The 19,929-nt window shown below is 61.1% G+C and carries 13 protein-coding genes; 5 read left to right on the forward strand and 8 right to left on the reverse strand.

Features of this window, described 5'->3' with window-relative positions; all coding sequences use genetic code 11:
- The first annotated feature begins 25 nt into the window (after window positions 1-25).
- Genes OES25_01530 through OES25_01540 form a run of 3 tightly spaced genes read left to right on the forward strand, consistent with a single transcriptional unit; the run spans window position 26 to window position 4,178 of the window.
- Window positions 26-1,747, forward strand: a complete 1,722-nt coding sequence (locus tag OES25_01530; protein MDH3626321.1) for a DUF885 domain-containing protein — start codon at window positions 26-28, stop codon at window positions 1,745-1,747.
- A 10-nt stretch (window positions 1,748-1,757) separates the two neighbouring features.
- Window positions 1,758-3,035 carry a hypothetical protein gene (locus OES25_01535; protein MDH3626322.1) on the forward strand — a complete coding sequence of 426 codons (1,278 nt, stop codon included), beginning with the start codon at window positions 1,758-1,760 and terminating at the stop codon, window positions 3,033-3,035.
- Between the two features lie 24 nt (window positions 3,036-3,059).
- Window positions 3,060-4,178 carry a hypothetical protein gene (locus OES25_01540; protein MDH3626323.1) on the forward strand — a complete coding sequence of 373 codons (1,119 nt, stop codon included), beginning with the start codon at window positions 3,060-3,062 and terminating at the stop codon, window positions 4,176-4,178.
- Between the two features lies 1 nt (window position 4,179).
- On the opposite strand, the gene OES25_01545 is transcribed toward OES25_01540, so the two are convergent.
- Entirely contained in the window at window positions 4,180-5,829 is a 1,650-nt protein-coding gene (locus OES25_01545; protein MDH3626324.1) for a hypothetical protein, read from the reverse strand.
- An 84-nt stretch (window positions 5,830-5,913) separates the two neighbouring features.
- Here OES25_01545 and OES25_01550 point away from each other — a divergent pair, with 84 nt between their 5' ends.
- Complete coding sequence (locus OES25_01550) at window positions 5,914-7,050, forward strand: patatin-like phospholipase family protein (protein MDH3626325.1); 1,137 nt, start codon at window positions 5,914-5,916, stop codon at window positions 7,048-7,050.
- Here OES25_01550 and OES25_01555 read toward each other — a convergent pair.
- From OES25_01555 to OES25_01585, 7 genes are all read right to left on the reverse strand, one after another.
- The gene (locus OES25_01555; GenBank protein ID MDH3626326.1) at window positions 7,037-8,350 is read right to left on the reverse strand and encodes an ATP-binding protein; all 1,314 of its coding nucleotides are present in this window, start codon (window positions 8,348-8,350) and stop codon (window positions 7,037-7,039) included. The two genes, OES25_01550 and OES25_01555, sit on opposite strands and share 14 nt — an antisense overlap.
- Window positions 8,347-9,744, reverse strand: coding sequence for a sigma-54 dependent transcriptional regulator (locus tag OES25_01560; protein MDH3626327.1), 1,398 nt, complete (start codon window positions 9,742-9,744; stop codon window positions 8,347-8,349). The genes OES25_01555 and OES25_01560 overlap by 4 nt, the downstream gene beginning before the upstream one ends.
- Window positions 9,734-10,924 carry an ABC transporter permease gene (locus tag OES25_01565; protein ID MDH3626328.1) on the reverse strand — a complete coding sequence of 397 codons (1,191 nt, stop codon included), beginning with the start codon at window positions 10,922-10,924 and terminating at the stop codon, window positions 9,734-9,736. The genes OES25_01560 and OES25_01565 overlap by 11 nt, the downstream gene beginning before the upstream one ends.
- Window positions 10,921-12,162, reverse strand: coding sequence for an FtsX-like permease family protein (locus OES25_01570; protein ID MDH3626329.1), 1,242 nt, complete (start codon window positions 12,160-12,162; stop codon window positions 10,921-10,923). The genes OES25_01565 and OES25_01570 overlap by 4 nt, the downstream gene beginning before the upstream one ends.
- Window positions 12,163-12,171: 9 nt before the next feature.
- Window positions 12,172-12,837 (reverse strand): ABC transporter ATP-binding protein, encoded by a 666-nt coding sequence (locus OES25_01575; protein ID MDH3626330.1) that lies wholly within the window; start codon window positions 12,835-12,837, stop codon window positions 12,172-12,174.
- Window positions 12,838-12,877: 40 nt separating this feature from the next.
- Window positions 12,878-14,125: an HlyD family efflux transporter periplasmic adaptor subunit gene (locus OES25_01580; protein MDH3626331.1), complete on the reverse strand. Its 1,248-nt coding sequence runs from the start codon at window positions 14,123-14,125 to the stop codon at window positions 12,878-12,880.
- A gap of 117 nt (window positions 14,126-14,242) precedes the next feature.
- A complete protein-coding gene (locus tag OES25_01585; protein ID MDH3626332.1) occupies window positions 14,243-16,627 on the reverse strand; it encodes a PQQ-binding-like beta-propeller repeat protein in 2,385 nt (794 codons plus the stop codon).
- A 197-nt stretch (window positions 16,628-16,824) separates the two neighbouring features.
- Between OES25_01585 and OES25_01590 the strand changes: the two genes are divergently transcribed.
- Window positions 16,825-19,929, forward strand: a complete 3,105-nt coding sequence (locus OES25_01590; GenBank protein MDH3626333.1) for a hypothetical protein — start codon at window positions 16,825-16,827, stop codon at window positions 19,927-19,929.

Raw genomic sequence — 19,929 nt, forward strand, 5'->3', positions numbered from 1 at the left:
GCGAACGGGTGGAGGACAAATGGCGATGACCCGACGGAGTGGATTGATGCGTCTTGTGGCGGTCTTGCTGGTGATCATCGCCGGGCCCGCGCAAGGGGCTCCCGACACATCCGTCGACCCCCTCACGACTCTCGTCGAGGCCTATTACGACGAGTTCCTGAAGCTGAATCCGGCTGTGGCGACGTACAACGGGGATCATCGCTTTGACGATCAACTCACGGTCGGGATCGCCGCGGAGCATCGCAAAGCGTCGTTGGCCCTCGAACGCACGTACCTGAAGAAGATCGAGGCTCTCGACGGCGAGCAGCTGAGCGACGGCCAACGTTTGACGAGGGCGCTCTTCCTCCGGGAACGCAGACTCTCCATCGAAGACGCCGTCTTTCCCGATCATCTAATACCGATCGACCAGATCGCCAGTTTCCCTGTCCAGTTGGCGACGCTTGGTAGTGGCAAGTCCATCCAACCGTTTGCGACGGTCAAGGACTACGACAACTGGCTGGCGAGATTGGCCGTCGTGCCGGATTGGGTGGAAACCGCCATCGGCAATATGCGGACGGGTATCGAGCGGGGTGTGGTCCAGCCTCGAATCGTGATCGAGCGAGCGATTCCGATTATGGAGACGCACGTCGTCGACGATCCTACGGATAGCGTGTTTTACCGACCTGTGCGAGAGCTTCCGGCTAACACCAGAGCGAAAGAGCGCAAACGGATCGAACAAGCCTACCGGAAAGTGATCTCCGATGTCGTCGTTCCCGGCTATCAACGGCTTGCCACGTTCCTGCGTGAAGAGTACTTGCCGTCCTGTCGACCCAATCAAGGACTCGGCCGGCTTCCCGGCGGACGGGAGTGGTACGCGCACCTCGTCCGCGCCCATACAACGACATCCCTCACTCCCCAGGAGATCCATGAACTCGGCCGCAAGGAAGTCGACCGCATCATCGAGCAACTCGAGGTAGAGAGGCGGCGGGACTGGAAAGACTCGGCACCGGAGTGGGATGGACCCCTCCTCGACGGCTACCGGGAGTTGACGTCCCATGTCATGGGACGTCTGCCGCAACTATTCCACGACATTCCTGACGCGACCTTCGAAGTGCGGCCGGTGGAATCGTTTCGCAGCGCATCGGCACCGGGCGCATCCTACGTCGCGGCAAGTCCCGACGGCGATCGACCCGGAGTGTTCTACGTCAACGCTTCGGAGAAGACGACAGGTCCGCCGAGCGACGCTTTGTTTCTTCACGAGGCCATCCCCGGACATCATCTTCAGATCTCGCTTCAGAGAGAGCTCGCGAAACTACCGCGATTCCGTCGATTCGGTCATCAGACAGCATTCTCGGAGGGTTGGGCGCTATACGCAGAGAGACTGGGAACGCCGCTGGGTCTCTATCGCAACCGAAACCAGACCGTAAGAGCCCTCTACTCGGAGCTGTTTCGTGCGCGTCGCCTCGTGGTGGACACCGGTCTACACGCGATGAGTTGGAACCGAAAGATGGCGATCAAATACATCAGCAACGAACGAGAAGTCGATCGTTACCTCGCCATGCCGGGTCAGGCGCTCGCCTACAAGGTCGGGCAACTTCACATCCTGGAATTGCGACGTCGCGCCGAGGAGCGCCTCGGTGAGCAGTTCGATGTTCGGGACTTTCATCGCGTGATTCTTGGTGCCGGGGCGCTGCCTCTGGATATTCTTGAGAACCGCGTCGAGGCCTGGATCGAGGCTTCCCTTGCCAATGCGGATAAACCCGAGTAGAAACAACAAGATGCCGCTCTCTCGAAATGCTCTGGACCGATCGTCGCGTCGTCGCGTACTGATCCTGAGCAGTTCAGGTGGCGGGGCCCACCTCGTCGCCGCGGAGGCCATCCGCAAGCGACTCGCCGACGATCCGTCCGTCGAAGTCGTCGACACCATCGACGTACTTCTGAACTGGACCGGCCCGATGGGTCGCTTCGGGGTCTGGGCCTGGAACGGTGCGATGCGAAGCGGCAACTCCAGGAGGATGAACCTCACCGTTCGCCTCCAGGCGATGGGAGAGCTCGTATTTCACATCCCGATCCTCTTCCATGCCGTCCGAGCGCTGAGAAGACTCCGCGTGGATGAAGTCTTCGACTGTCAGGTCATGGGTACCCGCTCGTTACTCACGGCCGCTCGACGTGTGCACCGTCAGGAGGGTCGTAACGTTCGAATCACGAAGGTCTTGACGGAACCGGCCAACGAGGCGCTGAGTCAGTTTTTCGATCCGATTCGACGACTCCCCGCTCGACTCCGTCGTCATCTACACATCTGGGCCAGCCCACCTCTCCTGAAGAACGGAGAGACGGCGGAGATGTTCTGGCGCAAGACCTGCAAGATCGATCGATCGCAAGTCGACGAGTCCAGCGGCTTTCCGGTTCGCGCGGAGTTCTACTCCCCACCTCACAGCGAGAGTCTCCATATCCGTTGTGCCGGCAATACGCTTCAGGAGCTCACTACGGTTCCTACCACACCGTCGGCACCCGATAACTGGGAAACGATTTCCCCAGCCAATCGCGTCGTTACGATTCTGATGGGTAGTCAGGGCACGTGGCAGTTCACGATGGAGTCCGTCCGGTCGATTCTCGCTCGATGGAATGATCCCGACATCGTCGTGTTCGTCTACGCTCGAACCCCACACCAACGATCACAATTAGCAGATCTTGTTGCCGGAAGCGGATCCCAAACTCGCATCGTCGCCATGGGATTCGTGGATGCCGCCACGGTGTCGGCGCTCTACCATCGTAGCGACGCGACGGTCACCCGCTCCGGCGGGATGACCACGATGGAACTGCTGACCGTCGGCCGCGCTCCGGCGTTCATCTGCACCGGTGAACATCGAGAGTCGCGATATCACGGGATGGTCCGTCACGAGGATGGGAACTATCGATACCTTCGGCATTTTCATTCCGTCGGAGCCTGGGTCTTCGAACCGAAGGAGCTCGCGGAGAGGTTGACTCCCTTTCTCGTGGGACGCGGGCGGCGAGATCCGGTCTCCGCTCCGGCCGTCGTTCGCGAGGCGCGCTGACCGGCGCGAGGTTTCGCGGCAACCATGCGCATCCAACGGATCCTGGCTCGATTCCGCACGGACCCGGTCCTCTCTCTCGCCTCACCGAAGGATTTTCTACGTCTCCCGGGTCGGCGAATCGATTCGCTCGAGTTTCACCGATTGCGCCCAACGCCGTACTGCATCGATCACCTCCGGCGACGCGTCCTGTTCGTCGTGACCAGAGACCCGACGGTCCTGGTTGATGTCGATTTTTTCAATCAAGGCCAATTTGAACGAGCGACGCATGCCATCGTCGTGCCGTTCGATCAGATGGCGGATCTGACACTGGATCTGCCGGTAGTCGACCGACCGATCCTGCTTTACAACACCGGGCGATGTGGTTCGACGGCGGTTGTTCGCCTTCTGAATTTCGTCGGCGACACACTCGCGTTGTCGGAGCCCGATCTGTTCGCGGGCGTGATCGGTGGGGATACGAACGATCCATCGCTGTCGATGGCACTCGATGGCTCGGTTCGGTTGCTATTGCGAGCGTTGGGGGCTGACAGCCGACGTGTCGTCTTCAAACTGCGGGGTTTTGGTGCGCTGCCCGACCCCATCGTTCGACGATCATTCTCGGACGCGCGCAGAATGTTTCTTTACCGTGACGGGATGGAAACGGTGGTCTCCGGAATGCGTAATTTTCATGGCCGAAGAAGTCTTCTCGTCTTCTTCGAGCGGTTATCGCGCCACGCGCTCGGCCGACGGCTGATGCGATGGATGCTATCGATGGGACGTGGGCGAGGCGCGACGTTGAGTCCGTACATGGCGGATGTGGATCTCGGCCTCCTATCCCGCGCCGGCGGCGCCGGTCTGCTGGCCGTGAACTGGGTGTCTGCGCTGCAGGGAGTTCGGTCGATTCGAGATACGGACCGCCAGATGCCGGCGATTCTCTACGCAGACCTCCTCTCCCAGCCGAGACGCATCGTCGAGAAGATGGTCGGCCACGCGGATCTCATCGCCAGCGACGACGAACTGGATCGTGCGGCGAGGATGGTCACCGAGCGGCGGGATCCTCATGTCGGTGGTCGACTCGACCCGTCCAGGCAACGCAAGTGGAATCCGACTCCCGGTATCGACGAGGCGATTCGTCAGATCCTCGCCGCGGTCCCGGATTCTCGCTAGATCACAGTCGGGCCATGACGTACGCATGATCGGTGGGTTTGTTCCCCAACTCACCGGGCTTGACACCGATCAGTTCGTTCCCGTGCAGGATCTCGTAGTCAACACCGGGGTCTGCAGCCTGACGAGACGACACGACGCCGTGCATCAGGACCTGAGAGATCCCGCGGTGGTTGTAGTCATAGCGCGCGTTCACCGGAACTCTCTCGGCGAGGTTGACCCGGCCGCGATCCAGGAGAGCAGCGAGCGTCTCGCTGAACTCGTGGTCGTTGAAGTCGCCGGTCACGTAATAGTCGATTCCGTTGTCGTCGAATTCATCGAGAACACGCGCGATTCTCTCGGCCTGACGAACGCGTGTGGAGAGACGAGGGTCGAAACCGGGATTCTCGGGCGCGAAGATTCCGCGTTGATGTCGTTTCGACGCCAGGTGGACGTTAATGATCGCGATCGCGCGACCGGTCCTGCGATCGACGAAACGACCCACCAGCGGCTTGCGAGAGCCCTCGAACTCCTGCGAGCCATCCCCGATTCGATCCAGACTCGATCGCGACAGATCTACGCGTGAAGCGTCGAAGATGAACCCGTTGCGGATGTTGCCACCCGGCTGGCCACCGTCCGAATCAGATTCCGGCGGGCAATCGGCCCAGTGATAGTCCGGCCCACCCAGCTTACGTACCTCGCTGATGAGTTTCCGATAGGTTGCGGCGGCGGATACACGCTCGCTGATCTCCGCGCCGTCATCATCCTGGATCTCCTGGAGCGCGATGATCTCCGGGCCGGCGGCCTGCCGTACGATCGCCGTTGCCAACGCCCGGAATCGCCCGGACCCGACATCGTCGTCGACGTCCCGCCGCCGATCCTGAACCTTATCGGGATCCTCATGACGCCGGTCGAGGTTGAATCCATTCAGCGTCAGAACACGCAACGAGTCTTCGTCCCTTACAAGGCGTGTAGCCTCCGGTCTTACCGGTCGGGACTCGACCTCCAGGTCGCCGAGGGCCGCAATCTGGAAGGCCGCCGAACGGTAGTTCAGTGGGCCGATAACCGACTCCGCCAGCTTCGACCCGACGTTGACGATGGGCGCACGCGCGTAGCGAATGAAGCGAAAGCTCGGGTACCAGCGGTGCGGATTGTCGGCCTGGATCGAGACGCCACCATGAAGCGTTCGTGGAATATCCATGTCGGCTGGAACCGCGACGTTGTCGCCGAATGGGTTGCTGGGGGCGATCAATGTCGCTCCCTTGCGGATGCCGACCAACATCCCTTCATGGCTATTCAGGTATTGCGCAAGCTCCGCGTTGGTCTTCGCGAGGTTCGCCGCCGAGAGCCAGACCGGCGTCCAGAGAGGGGCGCGCTCCTGCGAGACACGAAACTCCGTCATGTCAATCTGGGTCGTCGGTCGCTCATCCTCGTGAGGTAGGTAATCGAGAACACGACCCTCGACCTCAACGACCGACCCAAGCGGTGGACGTCGACGCGACTCGAACACGCAGATCCCGCGGGACGCCGCACCTTCGGGATCCCCCTCCGGGTCCTCGAGGAAGAAGCCCTTTCGGGTCTCGCCGGTGACCACACCGGTGACCCGAACCAATCGGCCTGCCATGGGCGAACGAACACCGTCGCCCTGAATCATCTGGATGGTCGTTGTCTTCATGGATTCGCCCGACGACCACTATACGACGAGACGGCTGCTATACGCGTGTCATCTCAATTGGCGTACCATGGTCCCCGCTGGCGGATGTCTCAGGTGAAGAACGAACTCGCATTCTTGTTGTACGGCGGTGGTGCCCGGGCGGCCTACCAGGCGGGCTATCTTCGCGGACTGGGCCGGCTGTTACCCGACCTACGCGTGGATATTATCGTCGGGATTTCTGCAGGTGCTATCAATGCCGCAGGCCTGGCCTCCATCCCCGGAAATTTTCGTGAGCGGACAGAGGAACTCGCGCGACTGTGGTCCGAACTGACGACCTCTGACGTGTTTGACGTCCGGGGCTATCGACTCCTTCGACGTAGCCTGCATTGGATCCTCAAACTGGGTGGCGGCGGTCGCTTTTCTGACCCGCGCGGTCTTCTCGATAACAGTCCACTCCGCGCACTGCTATCTCGGGTGCTGCCAAGCGAAGATGGACAGCTTCTCGGCGTCACCGACAAGATGGACCGAGGCGAGCTACATGCCCTGGCCATTCTTGCCAGCTCCTACGAAACCGGTCGATCGGTCTCATTTGTTCAGGGGCGAGAACTGAATGGCTGGCAACGACCGCACCGGATCGGAGTGTCGTGCGAGATCGGCATCCGTCATGTCATGGCCTCGGCCGCACTACCGTTCCTGTTTCCCGCCGAGCGTGTGGACGGCACATGGTATGGCGACGGGGGAATGCGATTGACGACGCCGCTCTCTCCGGCGATTCATCTCGGTGCCGATCGGATCCTCGCCATCTCGACCCGATACGATCGATCTGTCGAGGAAGCCGAGCGCCCTGAAATCGTCGGATACCCCCCACCGGCACAGGTCGCCGGTGTTCTCCTCAATTCGATCTTTCTTGACGCGCTCGATGGCGACGCCCTGCGTCTCGAGCGTATCAACTCGCTGCTGGATGGCGAGCAACAGAAGGACCTTCGCCCGATCGATCTTCGAACGACACGACCGTCGGTCGATCTCGGAATTCTGGCAAGTGCCCATGAGCACGACACGCCCGGGGCCCTGCGGTTTCTCGCTCGCGGCACGGGCACCAAGGAGACACGATCCAACGATCTCCTCAGCCTGGTCCTGTTCGAACCCTCGTATCTTTCCGAAATGATCCGTGTTGGCGAAGACGACGCAGCACAGAACGCGGAAGAACTGGTCCGCTTCCTGGCGCCGACTATCTCGCGCTGAACACGATCCTGAATTCCGCGCCACCGTCGCGATGGTTGGCCAGCGAAAAATCGTAGCCGTGCTGGGAGAGAATCTCTCTACTCAAGGTCAGACCGATTCCCTGCCCGTCACGTTTCGTCGAGAAGAACGGGGTAAAGATCTCGGTCGCGACGTCTGCCTCGATGCCGGGACCGCTGTCACGGACGGCCAGAACCGTGCGTCCCCGCTCACGATCAAGTCCGATCGTCAGAGTCCCGCCCTCGCCCATGGCCTCCAACGCATTCCGAAGAACGTTGACCAGCACCTGCTCGATCTGGTTCTTGTCGAGGTCGATGACCGGAAGATTCGCCGGGGGATTCCACTCGAGACGAATATTACGTTGCACGATCTCCGGCGAGATCAGGCTTACGATGTCCTGTATCAGGGCGACCACATCGCACGGATGGCAATCCGGAGGAGGAACCCGTACGACCGCTGCCAGACCGTTCATGAACGAGCTCAGATTCAGGAGCCGATTGACGGCCACCTCGATGGCTCGATCGTAGTCAGGACGATCGTCGTCGCGAAGCTGGTCGCGGTAGTGCCCGCACGACTCCAGCAACGACTTGACGACACCCACCGAGTTGTTGACCTCGTGGGACATCATCCGGATAAGCTTGTCGTACGCGCCCTTCTCGGATGCCTGCAGTTCATCGGTCAACTCCTCGAGCAGGTAGAAGATCCGTTGAACGCCGCGGTCGTAGAACGACGCCCTGCGGATTCGCAAGCGGCGTCGACCGTGAAGCTGGACCACCGTCGAACCACCGTCGCCCAGGGACAGCAACTCGTTGGCAAACACCCCCGGAAGCTGGGATAGATGGGCGCCGATCCACTCCTTGCGTCGATCGCCAAGCAAGCGTTCGGCAGCACTGTTCAATTGCTGGATTTTTTGATCCAGATCGAGGGTGATCACACCGGCAGGCGATGCCTCCATCACCTTCTCCAGGAAGAGATTCTGCTCCTCGAGTTTTAGTCGTTCTTCTCGAAGCTGATCCACCATTCGATTGTAGATGTCGATCAGCTGATCCATCTCCGGGTGGCGGACGTGTCGAAAGTACGATCCAAACTCTCGTTCGCGGATCAATTCCGTTCCGGTCCGGATCATGTCGAGCGGCAAGAGGAATGCCCTTAGAAGTCGATAGAACACGACCACCGAGATCACCAGAGTGATCTCCGCGCCGACGACCCACCACGGCGAGCTCTTGGCCAGGAAATAGACGGCAACGCCCAGCAGCAGATGCAGGGCGATGAGATAGGTCAATATTTTGAGGCGGAGAGTCATCCGGGCAGCGACAGCCCGTACTTCTCGAGCCGTCGATAGAGCGCGGCTCGGGACAGGCCCAGAGCCTCTGCGACGTGAGAGATGTTGCCGTCGTAGTGCTGCATACAACTCGAGATCATCTCGCGTTCAAGTTGATTCAACGTCATCGACCCCGGTGCGGGAAGCGTCCCCCGTGCGGATTCTCCAGCCTCGAGACATGCGAGCGTCTCGAAGTCCGACTGTTCAATCCGATCGCCATCGACGACGAGTACGGCGCGTTCGATGGTCTGCTTTAGCTGGCGAACGTTACCGGGCCAGCGCTGCCGCTGAAGCCAACGTGTGGCAGCGTCGGTCAGGGCTAGTGCCCCGCGCCCGTAGGCCGTCGCACAGCCGTCGAGGAAGTGCCGAGCCAACAACGGGATATCGCCTGCGCGCTCACGGAGGGCCGGTAGCTTGATCGATATCAGGTTCAACCGATACAGCAGGTCCTCACGAAAACCGCCCTCGTGGACGGCCAGTGCCAGGTCCCGATTCGTCGCAGAGATCACCCGGACGTCCACGGTACGGGTCCGGCTGGACCCGAGGACCTCGTAAGTCCGATCCTGCAAGACTCGAAGCAGTTTCACCTGCGACGCAAGGTCAAGTTCGCCGATCTCGTCGAGGAAGATCGTCCCGGCCTGAGCCACCTCGAACCTTCCGGATCGATCGGAGCGCGCATCCGTAAACGCGCCCCGCACATGCCCGAACATCTCACTTTCGAACAGCGTCGATGAAACGCCGCCCAGGTTGACCTTGACGAACGGTCCGTCGCTCCGTCGGCTGTTCCGGTGGAGCGCCTCGGCGACTAACTCCTTGCCGGTCCCCGATTCCCCGGTGACCAGGACGGATGCGTCGGTCGGCCCAACCCTCCCGATCAGATCGAGGATGCGGCGTAACTGCGGATCGTTCCCCATCAGACCGGAGAAATCGAACTGGCGATCGAGATCCTCTCGCCGCGGCGGCGTCTGATCCTGGTCGGTCTCCCCGACACCTTCGGCGAGATGGACCGCCGTCTCTATCGAGCGAAGAAGGTGCTGGTTGGACCACGGTTTCGTCACGAAGTCGCTGGCGCCGGCCTTGACCCCTTCGACGGCCAGGGCGATCGACCCCCACGCGGTGATCAGGATGACGGGAAGGTGGGGACGCATGGACTTGATCTCGCGGAGGAGTTCCATGCCCTCCTCGCCGGTTGTCGCCCGCGAGAAATTCATGTCTTGCAGTACAAGATCGACGTCGCCGTCGCTCAGAACCGCCAGGGCGTCCGTGGGGTTCGAAGCGGTCTTCGACAGGTGACCGTTCTGCTTCAGCAGCATGCTGAGCGTGGCGGTCACCGACTCGTCATCGTCGACGATCAGGATGGAAAGCCTATTCGTAATGTAGTGCCTCCGCCGGAAGGATCCGGGTCGCGCTTAGTCCGGGATAGAGCCCGCACAGACCGGCAACCGTCAGCAAGAACAACGTCGAGACCACGATCGCCTGAATCACGACGGCGACGGGCACCATCGTGAATGGGCCAATGATGGGAAGTTGAGCGGCCAATGCGACTCCAAGAAGAACTCCGAACAATGCCGTGATGACGACCTCCAGTACGATCTGGCGGTGGATCGATGAACGATGCGCTCCGGTCGCGCGGCGTAGACCGATCTCTCTTGTTCTGCGGACGACATTTTGCCACATCACTCCGGTCAGCCCGAGAACGACCATGATAAGCAAGAATGTGCCAATGGTACCCACGATCGCCAACGGGACCATCCTCTCCTGGATCTTGGCCTTGCGTTGATTCTCCAGAGTACGGGTCGTGAAAGTCCATCCGTGCGCAATGGATTGCAGACGATCGATCATTCGCTCCTCGAACTCAGCGCCGGTCCCCTCCACCAGGCGAATAACGAACCGACTCATGTGCGGGGCCGTATCGCTCTCCTCGAGTGCAGGCCGAAACATGAATGCCATCGGCGCGGCGAACGGCCCGCCGCGCCGAAACCCCGTGATCACACCGATGACCCGCCGTTCGATCACGCCATTGCCGGGGTCGAGCACGAACCCCAGCGCGTCGCCATCGCCCACGAGTTGCTCAGCGAGCCGTTGATCGATAACGACCGGCTGCCAGTTCAGCGTGTGATCTCCGGGTTCAAACCAGCGTCCTTCGATAAGCTCAAGCTTGAGGGTCTCCAGATACTGGCTGGACGCGGTGGCCTCCTCGGTCCGGATGTCACTGCCGCCCTGCTCCCAAACCGTCGTCGACTGGGAGCCGCTGAACGGACTGTTGTCCGCCGAAGCCGCAGAGAGTATTTCCGGCATCGACTCCAACTCGCGATGGAGTCGACGGAACATCTGAGCCTCCTCGACGCCCCATTCCTCTCGTGCTGACTCGCGATCCACTGAGATCCTCCAAACATTCTCGTGATCGAATCCCATCGGAATCCGGTACAGGCGAAAGAAATGCAGGCCGGTTACCAGCAGCGCGAACACGACGATGAACGACAGGAACATTTCCGCAACGATGAGGAGATGGGTTCGCTTGCGGTTCCAGACGAGCTTGAGCAGATGACGAATCATGCCGATCTCCCGTGTAGCGCCTGTACAGGATGCATGCGTGACATCCTCCAGGCGGGGTACGTCCCCGAGACGATCGCGAACATGAGAGCGACAAGTAGTCCGTACAGGAACGCACGAAGATTGAAGGTCAAGTCCACGTAGGGAATCGCATCGAGGCTGCTAATCAGCGGCAGTGCGACCGCGGACAAACCCAAAGCGATCAGGGCGCCGAGCATTGTCAGAACGATACTCTCGGTCAGGAACTGACCCACCAGGGTCCAGGACGACGCCCCGAACGCCTTGCGCACGCCGATTTCCGACGCGCGTTCCAGGATTCGACTCAGGCTCAGGTTGACGAGATTCAGTGCCGGAAGGAGCATGAAGAGGAGTCCGCCGAAAGAGAAAATCAACGCCATGAGTCCGGTTGAAGGATCCTCAAACCGCGAATCAAGAAACTCACTGGCCACATGCTCGAATCGAGTGAACGCAGAAGCCTCCAGCGAGTGAAACTTGACGGGATCGGGGAGTTCGGCGTCGGCAAGACGGCTGGCAAACTCCTCCTTGACTCCCGCAAAGCTCGAAGGATGATCGACCAGCAAGATCCCGACCATCCCCCCTCGTAATCGCTCTCGATACGCGGTGGATTTTGCCGTTGTCAGCGGTACCCAGATCTCGCTGAAAGCGAGCGCTCTCATGTACCCGACGTCACGCACGACACCCACGACGGTAAACGCCTGGTTGTCGACTCGAAGCACCTCACCGAGTGCCGGCTTCCCATCGAAGAAACGGGTCTCTGTTGCCTGGTTGATAACCGCTAGCGAGTTTCCCGCGTCTACGTCGCTCGCCGTGTACGGTGCGCCGGAGACAAACTCGAAGTCGAGGATTTCCCAGTAGTTGGCGTCGGTCCGTCGCATCGACGGCTGAAGTTTCTCGCCCTTCACAAACGCTGTGACGGGTTGCTGCCGGGTCGAGATCGACATCTTTTCGACACCGGGAAGGTCCTGCGCGTACTTTTCCAATAACGCGAATCCGGGCGACCCGGATGTGCTCCAACTCTCCCCGTACATTCGGGCATGCTCGATCGACAGCACGCGATCGAGGCGACTCTCCGGTGAGTCCGACGAGAAGAAGTTGTCCATGAACGCGACGGCCACGTTCAGGATCAGCAGGGTGAACGAGATGCCGAAGAGGCTGACCAGCGTGTAGAATTTGCGCCGCATCAGGACCTTGATCGCAATTTTCAGGTAGTTCTTGATCATCGTCTATTCCTACTGAACCTGACGGCCATCGAAGATCCGCAGCGTGCGCTGGGTCTTCGCAGCCATCTCCGCGTCGTGGGTCACCATGACGATCGTGGTGCCAACCTCCCGATTGAATTCCTGCAGCATCTCGATGACATCCGCACCCATCCGACTGTCGAGGTTTCCGGTTGGCTCGTCCGCAAGGAGAACATCAGGCTCGCCGACGATGGCACGTGCCAACGCCACTCTTTGCTGTTGTCCTCCCGACAGCTGCGACGGGAAGTGATGGACCCGTGAAGACAGGCCCACCCGATCCAGAGCCTTCAACGCTCGGGCTTTTCGCTCACCGCTGCTCGAAGTACGGTAAAGCAAAGGTAACTCGACGTTGTCGAGCACTTTGAGGTCGTTGATGAGATGGAATTCCTGAAAGACGAATCCAAGTTTTTCGTTGCGGAGACGAGCCAGTCTTCGATCGCTGTAGTCCTCGATCGTCTCACCGCCGAAGGTGATCTTTCCCGACGTCGGTGCGTCAAGCAGACCCATGAGATTGAGAAGAGTCGACTTTCCGCAGCCGGAGGGCCCCATCACGGACACGAACTCGCCCTTGCCGATTTCGACATCGATGCTGTCGAGCGCCAGCGTTTCGATGCGGTCGGTTTGATAGACCTTGCTGACGGCTTGAAAGTTGATCATGACACTGCCTCCGTCGATTGAACGACCTGCATGGGACCCCTCACTTGACTCGTAGTTCCCTTGCATGAAGGGAAGAACGCATATCCGAAACGATGATCGAGTCACCTTCCTCCAGACCGGAAAGCACCTCGTAGAAGTCGTGACCCGAGCGACCGAATCGCACCTCGGTGCGGTAGGCGCGATCTCCCCTAACGACGAAGACCTTGTGCTCGAGCCCGCCACGCTGGATGTACGGACCGCGCGGAGCGACGAGCGTATCGCTGGAGCTGTCCGTGACGACGATCGCGTCGACGCGGAGGTTGTGTCGAAGGGCCGAGTGATCGGCGTTCTCGAGGGCAACCTCGAACGACAGCACGCCGGATTCGATGGTCGGGAGAATCGACGACAGCGTCGCGTCAAGAGTCTGACCTGCGAACCCGATGCGCACGAGTTGTCCGATCTTCAATCGCGGGGCATAGGCATCGGAGACAGTGGCCTCGACTCTGAACGATCGAAGATCCGCGATACGTGCAAGGACTGAACCGGTTGCGATCGTCGACCCGACTTCATCGGCGACCCATGTCAACACTCCGTCGACGGGAGACCGTGTCGTTGCCAGTTCGAGCTGTCGCTCGATTTCCCGGCGGTCCTTGACGAGCAAGTCGGCGTCCAACTGCATCCTCTGCAGCTCTGCCACATAGCCACGCTCGACGGAGACAACCTCCTCCTGGCTGCGGATGAGTTGGATTTCCGCGCGACGCACCTCAACCTCGGCCTGCTTGAACCCCTCTTCGGAGACGAGGCCCTCGGCAAACAGGCGACGCGATTGGTCCAGCTTGTATCGGACGATCTCTAGATCCAATTCCTGAATCTGGATCTGACTCCGAAGTGCGGCGACCCGGTCCTCGTGCTGAACGGTCTTCTGCGTGCGCTCGCTACTGTTCTTCTGGAGGCGGTCGTCGATCGCGTCGAGCCGCAGTTCGATATCTCCGGTGTCCAGCTCCAGAATCGGTTCGCCCGCCTCGACGCGCTCGCCCGGTCGTCGTAACACACGCTCGACACGAACTTCTGCCGGACTGGAGAGAACTCGCTCCGATGCCGGAACCACGGTCCCCGACGCCTGGACCGTCGCCTCGAATCCCCCCCGCTCAACGGTTGCAAACCGAACGCGGGAACGATGCACCGAAGGACGCAACCACTCGGCAGCAAGGAGGACCGTCGCAACCAGACTGCCGGCGACCAGGAGCCCCACGACGACCCGTCGTCGGACCCGTCCGCGGCGAATACTGATGTCGATTTCGCGGTCCATCGGTTGCCTCCGGGATTACGGATTTGCAACCGGCGTGCCAGGTTTTCGACCCGATTTCCGGGCGTTTCAGGTCATGGACTGATCGATCGCGGACAGGACTGTTCGATTCCGAACAGCTCAGATGGGGAACAACGCCTTCAGAAGTGCGTCGGTTCGATTCCGCCAACTCGGCCAGCCTGCCCCGTCGTTGGCCTGCCCGCCGTGGACCTTCATGCCCCTCTTGTCCAACGCCTCTACCATGGTCGCATTGGCATCCGAGAGGTCCCAATTCTCGTGGTCGCTCCGCAGGTCATAGCGACCCCAGTCCACGTAGAGTGAGAAGTCGTGGCGCTCCAGACCATCCAATACCGGTTGCAACGGTAGCCACCCGAACTCCGTCACAAAGGCGGATTGCGTCGCGACCTTGCCGATCAGGTCTGGATTCATGAACGTCGAGAACAACGCTCCGACGGCCGAGAAGTTGTTCCCCACGCTGGCGCGAGAGTCTCGCTCCGCGACTGTTCGAAACATCGCGTCGATGTTCGGGATCAACTCTTCACCGATCATCTTCGCGTACGCCGGCTGTGGAGCTCGCACCGGCCCGATGAAGACGACGATCATCGGCTCCACCGATTGTCCGATCAAGTTGTCGAGACTCTGCGCCCACCCGCCCTCGTCGAGAGCTCCGGAGGCACCGTGAAAATAGAGTACCGGATACCGCGTGTCGCCTTCTTCGTACCCGTGTGGCAGGTAGACCTGCGTCGCGACATCGGCAGCCAGCTGCTCGCTCTTGAACGCGTGATCCTTCACGAGGCCGTTGCGCTCTTCCGACGCGGCCGTCAGATGAACGGGCTCCTTCCAATCCGGCATCGAGAACCAGGACATCTCCATCCACTGCCCGGCGAATGAGAGCTCCATATCGGCACCGATCGCGGCGGTACGTGCGACACGAGTATTGCGAGGGTCGAGAACCTGTTCGTAGTCCTTGAACAGGATGTAGTTGGCGCGAGCGTCGTTCTCCAGGCGGATCGACGCGAAAAATAAATCTGTCCCCTTTACGCGGTTCATCGATTTCTCGGCGGCGATGCCGATGAGGTCGCTTCCGACGGCGACGTCGGTGGCCTCCCCGTAGTAGACGAAATGAACCCAGCCGTCCTCGACGATCGGAAACTGCTCCTGTGCCTCGACCCACTGACGGGCCAGGGTGTTCGGGTCGTCGGCTGCCTCGAGCCGGGTCAGGAATCTCGCGAACTTCGATCCGACGATTCGAGTATTCTCGTGATCGGTGACCGCGAGACGGGTCCCGCCGTTGACGATGTTGACGGATGCCAGGCTTCCCAGGCTACGCGCGTAGATTCGCCCAGCGGCGAAACTTGGCGGGGACCACGCCAGGTCGTCGAACACCTCAACGGCCGCCAGTTCCTTGTAAGACTCAGAACTCGCCTCGATCAGGTGAACACTGCCCTCGCGGGTCAAGATGACGACGAAATCGTCCACCAACATCGTGTACCCGTCACCCGGCTCTCGAGTCTTCCACATCGCCTCACCGGTGGCCGCGTCAAGGCAGGTCATGAATCGGCTGCTGTGACCATAGAGAAAACCATCGCGATAGACCGGTGTGTTGTAGCTATGACGGATACCGTTGTTCTCCCAGAGCGTCTCGACCGAATAACCGTTGTCGCTCTTCGCGACCGAGTACATGGCCGATGCATCGTCCTTGTGGGAGACGAAGATCCGTCCATCTCCCGCCGGGACCGGCGTCGCCGAGCTCGCCCCGTAGCCACCTCCGCCGCCCCCATGTTCCTGCTGAAACAGAACGTCACCGTCGGTCGCGTCAACACCCCAGAGTTTGGTCATGCCGACCGCCACGACGACCGTCTTGCCGTCGAGCCGAGTCACCGTCGGCGTCTGGTACTGCATCCGGTCCTCGCCGGCTCTCCAGCGCAACTCACCGTCGGCGGCGGCGAAGGCGTAGATCGCGCCTTTCCCGGCTCCCGCCTGAACGACGATCGTGTCGCCGACGGCGATCGGGGAGCCGCCGAAGCCGTAGAACGGGGCGCCGATCTCGAACTTGGCGGCCAGATCCACGACCCATCGCTGCTTGCCATCGGTTGCGTCAAGTGCGAACAGTTTCCCGGCCGGACTGACGCCGTAGACGGTGTCGCCGAGAATCAGCGGCGTCGACAGCGAGCCATCGTGGGATCCATCGTGGCCGGCGTATTGCGGCTCGATCGTGTAGCTCCAGAGTGACTCGCCCGTTCTGCTGTTGAAGGCCGCGGTGAGCTCGGACGTCCCGTCCGCGTACTGCGTGATGACCCTCGAGTCGGCAACCACGACCGAGGAGTAACCACTGCCGAGCTTCTGACGCCACTCCAGTTGCATGCCCAGTTCGACGGGCTCAACGGTCAGACCGGTGCCGCGTCCCTCGGCAGCGGGTCCCCGAAACTGACTCCAGTCTTCAGAGGCGGCGGCGACAGGTGCGAGACCCACGACGATCAGCACGGCTAACAGAAATCGGGTCAAGGGTCGAGCATCGCAACACATGGTGAACTCCTCCGAAGTGAGGCCGGAATTATAGACGAGATCCGACGGTGCGCGGACCATCCCACCGCAGCCCACCGCGGGCACGACCCCGCAAAACGCCTGACTGCATTAGAATATCGAGAAACGTGGGCGGCCGCGCGCTGCAGAACTGCAAGTATCGGCGTATAGGAGAGACCATGCGATTCTTCAAGAGACCTCGATCGGCTGCGTGTGTCGCTCTCCTGCTTTTCCCCTGGTTCTTCACGTCGGCGTCGTACGTCAATTTTGAGTCATCCCACGTCCACCCCATCGCGCTGACACCCTTGAACACCCGGCTGTTGGTCGTGAACACACCCGATGCACTTCTCGAAGTGTTCGTCGTGGAAGACGATGGAAGCCTAACAGCCGAGCGCACGATTCCCGTGGGCCTGGAACCGGTCACGGTCGCCGCGCGGACGGAGACCGAGGCATGGGTCGTCAACAACCTGTCCGATAGCGTCAGCATCGTCGATCTGTCCACCGGCGTGGTCACCCGGACGCTCAGCGTCGGCGACGAACCGACAGATGTCGTGTTCACGGCGACCCACGCGTTCGTGGCGGTGTCGCAGGAAGACGCGGTCAAGCGTTACACCCTCGCCAATCTCGACGCGGCCCCCACGGTCGTCACGTTGTTCAGCCGGGACGTGCGTGCGCTCGCGCGCTCGGCCAGCGGTTCGGAGATCTACGCCGTCACCCTGCGGTCCGGCAACCAGACAACGGTGGTCAGCTCCGCTGTCATCTTCAACGGCAACAACACAAACCTCAACGGGCCAAGGTTGACGGCACTGGGCCTTCGCGACTTCGCCTGCAGCTCAACACCTCCGGCGTACCCCGCGCTACCAACCGGAATCGTCCGCAATCCGGCACTGACCGACCCTCCGGCCAGCGCGAACCCCGCAGAGTTTCCCCCGGTAGGACTGATCGTTCGCTGGGATGACGTGGGGGGCCAGTGGACGGACGACGATGGCACATCCTGGAACGACTGCCTCCCGTACCGACTGCCCGACAAGGACCTCTTCATCATCGACGCGACCACCATGGCGATCACCGATGTGGCCCACCTTGGAACATCGCTGTTCGATGTGTCGGTTCACCCGACGAATCAGAAGATCTACATCCCCAATACCGAAGCGCGGAATCATGTCCGCTTCGAACACCCGTTAGGAGTTCAGGGGCATGTGGTCGACAACCGCTTGACGGTCGTGGATCCGTTGGACAGCAACTCGGTCAACATCATCGACCTGAACGCCCATATCGATCGCAACAGCGATCCTGCAAACAACGTCGCGGAACGAACGGCCAGCATCTCGCAGCCGGGAATGATGACGTGGAAGGCCGATGGATCCGTCGGTTACCTGACCGCCATCGGCACGCGGAAGCTGTTTCGGGTAGACGGAACCTGCACGACAGCCGCCTGTATCTTCGGGGCGGATCGAGCGGCACCTGCGGTGGTGGAGGTTGGCGAGGGACCTACAGGCGTCGCGCTGAACTCGGACGATGATCGTTTGTACGTCCTCAACCGCATCTCCCACTCGCTGACGGTAGTCCAGGCATCCACGATGACGGTCCAGTTAACCGTCGATCTACATGACCCCAGTTCTCCGTCGACCCGGAACGGACGTCGGTTCCTCTATGACGCCATCATCGGATCCGGTCACGGCGACGCCGCCTGTTCCAGTTGTCACCTCTCCGGCGACATGGATGGACTCGGATGGGACCTTGGCAACCCCGCCGGATCGTTCGTGTCGTATGACGAGCCGCTGGACAACGTTCGCTTCGTCGTGCCACAGGGTGGGCAACCGGTGGAGTGCGATTCCGCGGTCTGCGCGGCCCACGACGGCTTCGATCCCCAGAAGGGCCCGATGGTGACCCAGACCCTGCGCGGCATGTTGGAGCCGCTGCACTGGCGTGGCGACCGGGCGACGATGAACGACTTCAATGGGGCATTCCCCGACCTGATGGGCACCGCCGACATCGGCCCGATCAACGGAAAGGCTGCGGGACTGAGTGCGGTTGATATGGAGAGCTTCAGGCAGTTCGCTCTGGCCATGTCGTTCCCGCCGAACCCGTTCCGGAACATCGACGACACGACTCCGTGCGGCACCCGTGCCGGAGATCCGGGTTGCCAGGTCCTCGCTTACGGCTCCTCCCACTCGGGAAATCCCACCGAGGGCGCTCTTCTTTTTGACACGGCATCCACGGATGCAGGTCAGCCCTGCGTGGCGTGTCACAGCCATCCATTCGGCGCCGGTGGAGGAAAACTGAACGGCGTGACTCCCGTCGATCCCGTCTCGTCGGATGCCGCCGCGCTGTTCTTCGGAACCGCCGACGGGAGTCTGCACAGCGACCTGAAGATCCCGCATCTGCGCAACATGTACGACAAGCTTGGCCCACTGTTGCCGCCACCGGCTGCGTCCCCCATCGATACCGCCAACGGGTTCGGCTATTCCCACGACGGTGCGTTCCCGGACATGTTCCGCTTCTTCTCGTCCAACGTCTTTACGCTGTCCGCGACGGACCAGGCCCAGGAAGTTCGTGACATCGTCAGCTTCATGTTCCATTTCCCGACGTCCATCAAACCGTCGGTGGGCGTTCAGGTGACCGTCCCGGCCGGAACGCCGCCTACCGGATCGGCGGCCGACGAGCTGACGTTGACGACGCTGCTGTCGCTTGGAGATCTGGCCAACGTCGGGCGTCATTGCGAACTGTATGCGACGACCGTGGTTGGTGGTGTTTCGCGGAGTTACCACCTGAACAACTCGCAGTGGGTCCCTGACGCGATGGCCGATCCACCGTTGTCATCCCAATCGCTGCGAGAGGGCGCCGGCGGACCGATCACCTTTACCTGCGCCACGCTTGGCGCGGGAACCCGCCTTGGTGGCGACCGTGACCAGGACGCGGTTCTGAATCTCGACGATTGTGCCGGCGACGATGGGGGCGCCTGGGCGGTCCCGACGGCGACGGTGGATCTCGTCGTCGTCGATCCGTTTGCGACGACCCTCACCTGGACCGACCAGGCCCCGTCGGTCGGCGACGGCATTGTCTACGACGTTCTGGGCGGAGACCTCTCGACATTGACGACGACGGGCGTCGCCGGTTCGACATGCGTCGAGTCCGGCCTTCCGGCGGCGATGCACCTAGACCCCCGACCGAACCCGTCGGTCGGGGATGGCTATTTCTATCTCATCCGAGGCCGCAACCGCTGCGGCCAGCCGCCGGCGATCGTGAGTCGAGAAGCTCTCGACGCACTCGACTGCAGCTGA

This window comes from Acidobacteriota bacterium (assembly GCA_029861955.1).
Classification (GTDB): Bacteria; Acidobacteriota; Polarisedimenticolia; order Polarisedimenticolales; family Polarisedimenticolaceae; genus JAOTYK01.

Coding starts and splice junctions, on each gene's coding strand:
- OES25_01530 (MDH3626321.1), top strand. CDS start 26: ATGACCCGACGGAGTGGATTGATGCGTCTTGTGGCGGTCTTGCTGGTG.
- OES25_01535 (MDH3626322.1), top strand. CDS start 1,758: ATGCCGCTCTCTCGAAATGCTCTGGACCGATCGTCGCGTCGTCGCGTA.
- OES25_01540 (MDH3626323.1), top strand. CDS start 3,060: ATGCGCATCCAACGGATCCTGGCTCGATTCCGCACGGACCCGGTCCTC.
- OES25_01545 (MDH3626324.1), bottom strand. CDS start 5,829: ATGAAGACAACGACCATCCAGATGATTCAGGGCGACGGTGTTCGTTCG.
- OES25_01550 (MDH3626325.1), top strand. CDS start 5,914: ATGTCTCAGGTGAAGAACGAACTCGCATTCTTGTTGTACGGCGGTGGT.
- OES25_01555 (MDH3626326.1), bottom strand. CDS start 8,350: ATGACTCTCCGCCTCAAAATATTGACCTATCTCATCGCCCTGCATCTG.
- OES25_01565 (MDH3626328.1), bottom strand. CDS start 10,924: ATGATTCGTCATCTGCTCAAGCTCGTCTGGAACCGCAAGCGAACCCAT.
- OES25_01570 (MDH3626329.1), bottom strand. CDS start 12,162: ATGATCAAGAACTACCTGAAAATTGCGATCAAGGTCCTGATGCGGCGC.
- OES25_01575 (MDH3626330.1), bottom strand. CDS start 12,837: ATGATCAACTTTCAAGCCGTCAGCAAGGTCTATCAAACCGACCGCATC.
- OES25_01580 (MDH3626331.1), bottom strand. CDS start 14,125: ATGGACCGCGAAATCGACATCAGTATTCGCCGCGGACGGGTCCGACGA.
- OES25_01590 (MDH3626333.1), top strand. CDS start 16,825: ATGCGATTCTTCAAGAGACCTCGATCGGCTGCGTGTGTCGCTCTCCTG.